Genomic DNA, 3289 nt, shown 5'->3' with positions numbered 1-3289 from the left:
TTTTTCATACTGGCAACAATCCCAAATAATGCCAAACTCAATAGTAGAATTGTCGATGGCTCAGGTACATAGGTAATGGTCATCATAACTTGAAATTCGTTTGATTGGCCTTCAATAGTGGTTAAACCAATACAGTCAGCACCTGCACCAGCGACCCTATCACATATGTCATTATGCAGTACTGATAAACCAGTACCATTGAGTGTACTGACTAATTTTAATTCAATGTTGTAGGTATGTTCAAAAATTGAGAATTGTTGGTTTAAGGTACCTTCAGAACCGTCAAATATAACCCCTGGAGGCATAGTCATGATAAAAATATCATTGCCACAGGGTACTCCGCCACACAAACCAGGGGTATTAAGTGTTTCCTTAAACAAAATATCGAAAGCAAGTGCATTGCCTAGAACCGGTGCTGGAAAAGGAGTATTAGCGGGTACAAGTTGTAATAAGGTACTTAAAGTTGCAGTATCTAAAAATTTAGAATCATCGGGGATAGAAATGTTATTGTGGATTAATAGAGCTGTTTGTACTGCTGTACCACTTGGTAAGTCATCGCCAGTAATATTGCCAAGACTACCGGAAGAGATATCTAAAGAACTTTGTGATACTTGATCACCCCAAGCAAGTATTGTCGGTGCAGTAAGTAATATATTGTCCATAGTTTCGTTGGTAGCTCCATCTCCTGCAGTATAAGCAAATGAGGTAAAAGCAGAGTCAACAATAAAATCCCACTCAGTATATATTGGGGTAGCGCTAGTGGTAAAAGCAAAACCTAGCGTTGATAGTGTTAAAGCGGTTATAAACTTTTTAAGTGTGTTCATTTTTTACTCCTTGTCAGTATAAAATTAAAGTACACCTTAAAGTAAGTAATGAGTGACAAATGCAACTTAGGCCATTAAGTAGGTCACTAATCGATACACTCCATGTTGAGTTTTCATCGATAATGCTGCATAGAGCACGCCATAATAGCTATGTGGTTAAATTGTAACCTTTTTGTGTGCTGCAGAATTAGAGCTTTTATTCAGACTGTAAAAAAAACTGACAGTGTTTTTGTGCAATATACTGCTTTAAAGGGAGGGTAGTACTGTCATTTTATTCATTTAAGTAATAGTTAGCTGCCGCTAATGATGATTTTAGTGTTTATGCCGCTTGCAATTAGTGCTGCATTGCTAGGTAACTCTTCATTACCTGCTAGTAAGTAAATAACCTGTTGGCCTTGCTGGGCGAGCTCTAGAGCATGTTGGTAATTTAGTAGAATAGTAGAACTGATACTCTGTGGATATTTTTCTGCATCACGGCGAACATATTCAATTAATTCTATATTGACCGCTTCATCATAAAAAACAGCATCAGCAAACTGTAAAGCGCGGTGAGCATTTAAGGTTAAATTGTCAGGATTACCGGTAAGGGTTTGAATAAATACAATTTCACCCTTAGGTGGCGCAACTTTTTCTTTCAAGCTAACAATTAATTGTTGTTCGGCTTCTTGTTGTTTACCATCTAGCAATGATTGTCCTATTGAGCCACGCAGTGTGTTTTCCCAGAAGGTACGACGATTGCGTATACCTTTGATGCGTGCTTTAACATGGTCGCGAAATTTTAATGAGAATTCTGCCAAGCGGCCGTAACCTTGCGGTAAAATCTTTTCAATTTGTTCTCGCAACATGCGAATTAAAATAGGGGCACTGCCTGAACTTGATAAAGCAATAATCATAGGTGAACGATCAATAATGGCTGGCGTGATATAAGTACAAAGGGCAGGTTGATCAACTACATTGGCAAGAATGTTAAACTTCACAGCTTCATGATAAATGCTTTCATTTACTGTTTTATTATCAGTAGCGGCTATTACTAAAGTAATGCCGTCTAATAAACCGGCTTTATAGTTATGCTTTAGCCAGGTGAGTTGATGCTGATTAATCAATCGTTCAACACCTTCAGTTACGCTTGCTGTCATTATGACAATATTTGTTGTGGTTTTTAACAGTAATTCAATTTTACGGGCGGCAACATCGCCGCCACCAACCACCATGGCACTAATTTTACTACCATCAAGAAAAACGGGGAAATACTTCATCTACAAGCCAACTCTACTTACTTATCTTTAGATGCCCACATTAACATAGCAATAAGTAGAAAACCTTAATCTGCATTAACTTGATGCTTTCATTGTTTATAACTAGGTATCAATTAGGCATTAATTCGATAATAATTTGGTCATAGATGAGCTATAGCTCCGTTAAAGCTCAGTTAAGGTTAACTTTGTCTGACTTACCGCTAAACCATTGCCATCGCCATAAATATACTGACCAGGAATAAAGTCAATACCGGCAAAGTTAACCGTTAAGTTAATGTCACCTATGCCTAATTTCTCTGTTTTTATTGGATTACAACCAAGGGCTTTTACAGCAATCTCTAAAGTACCAATAGTGCCAGCATCACGAATACAGCCATTTATAACCACAGCCTGCCAATTATTTTTAACCGCATTTTCTGCAATCATATCGCCTAATAGTGCACGGTTCAGACTGCCTTTGCCATCAACAACCAGTACTTTACCGGTACCATCAGTAGCCAATAGCTCCTTCACTTTTGAATTGTCTTCAAAGCAAGCAACGGTAACTATCTCACCAGAAAATATAACTTCTTTACCGTAATCATTAAAGGGTACTTGCGCGAGGGTAAGTTTTTTGGGGTATTGATCAAATAGATCAGGCAGTAAATCCAGCATGGTAATTTCCGTTTTATCATTATTTATGCCTACTCTAGCAGTAATGAATGGTAAACTAGCATCAAGCTTATTTATTGCTACTATTTGCCAATTACATCGGCTCTTTGCACCAAAGTCAAAGACAACGAAATTAGTAGCAGCAAACACAAAATACCAGTAGAGAACATCAGATGCCTTGGATACAACTCAGATTAAGTGCCAACGAAGATAACGCAGAAAAATATAGCGACTGGCTCACAGCCTGTGGCTCACAAGCCGTTACTTTTCTCGATGCAAAAGACACTCCCATATATGAACCACTACCCGGTGATGACGTTATTTACTGGTCTAATACTGTGGTCATGGGCTTATTTGAAGCAAGCCATGATATGGATAAAGTCATTAGTTATTTACAAGGTATTCACCCTGATAAAGAGCAAATGCGCTACAAGCTTGAACAACTAGAAGACAAAGACTGGGAACGTGAGTGGATGGACAACTTCCATCCAATGAAGTTTGGTGAACGTCTATGGATTTGTCCTAGCTGGCGCGACGTGCCAGACCCTGACGCGGTAA

General features: G+C 38.5%; 4 protein-coding genes. 1 reads left to right on the top strand and 3 read right to left on the bottom strand.

Features of this window, described 5'->3' with window-relative positions; translation table 11 throughout:
* The 3 genes from HRT50_RS18365 to HRT50_RS18355 form a co-directional block, all read right to left on the bottom strand.
* Positions 1 to 824: THxN family PEP-CTERM protein (locus tag HRT50_RS18365; RefSeq protein WP_291617199.1), on the bottom strand; the 824-nt coding region annotated here is incomplete at its 3' end.
* Positions 825 to 1114: 290 nt separating this feature from the next.
* On the bottom strand, positions 1115 to 2080 hold the full coding sequence (locus HRT50_RS18360; RefSeq protein ID WP_291617197.1) for an NAD(P)-dependent oxidoreductase: 966 nt from the start codon (positions 2078 to 2080) through the stop codon (positions 1115 to 1117).
* Positions 2081 to 2242: 162 nt separating this feature from the next.
* Positions 2243 to 2734 carry a putative 4-hydroxy-4-methyl-2-oxoglutarate aldolase gene (locus HRT50_RS18355; RefSeq protein WP_291617201.1) on the bottom strand — a complete coding sequence of 164 codons (492 nt, stop codon included), beginning with the start codon at positions 2732 to 2734 and terminating at the stop codon, positions 2243 to 2245.
* 170 nt (positions 2735 to 2904) lie between these two features.
* On the opposite strand from HRT50_RS18355, the gene HRT50_RS18350 reads away from it, so the two are divergent.
* Positions 2905 to 3289: 50S ribosomal protein L11 methyltransferase (locus HRT50_RS18350; RefSeq protein WP_291617195.1), on the top strand; the 385-nt coding region annotated here is incomplete at its 3' end.

Origin of the sequence: Colwellia sp. (assembly GCF_013215345.1) — a bacterium.
Classification (GTDB): domain Bacteria; phylum Pseudomonadota; class Gammaproteobacteria; order Enterobacterales; family Alteromonadaceae; genus Colwellia.
Note: the sequence above shows the minus strand (reverse complement) of the source record. Positions and strands in the feature narration are given on the sequence as shown.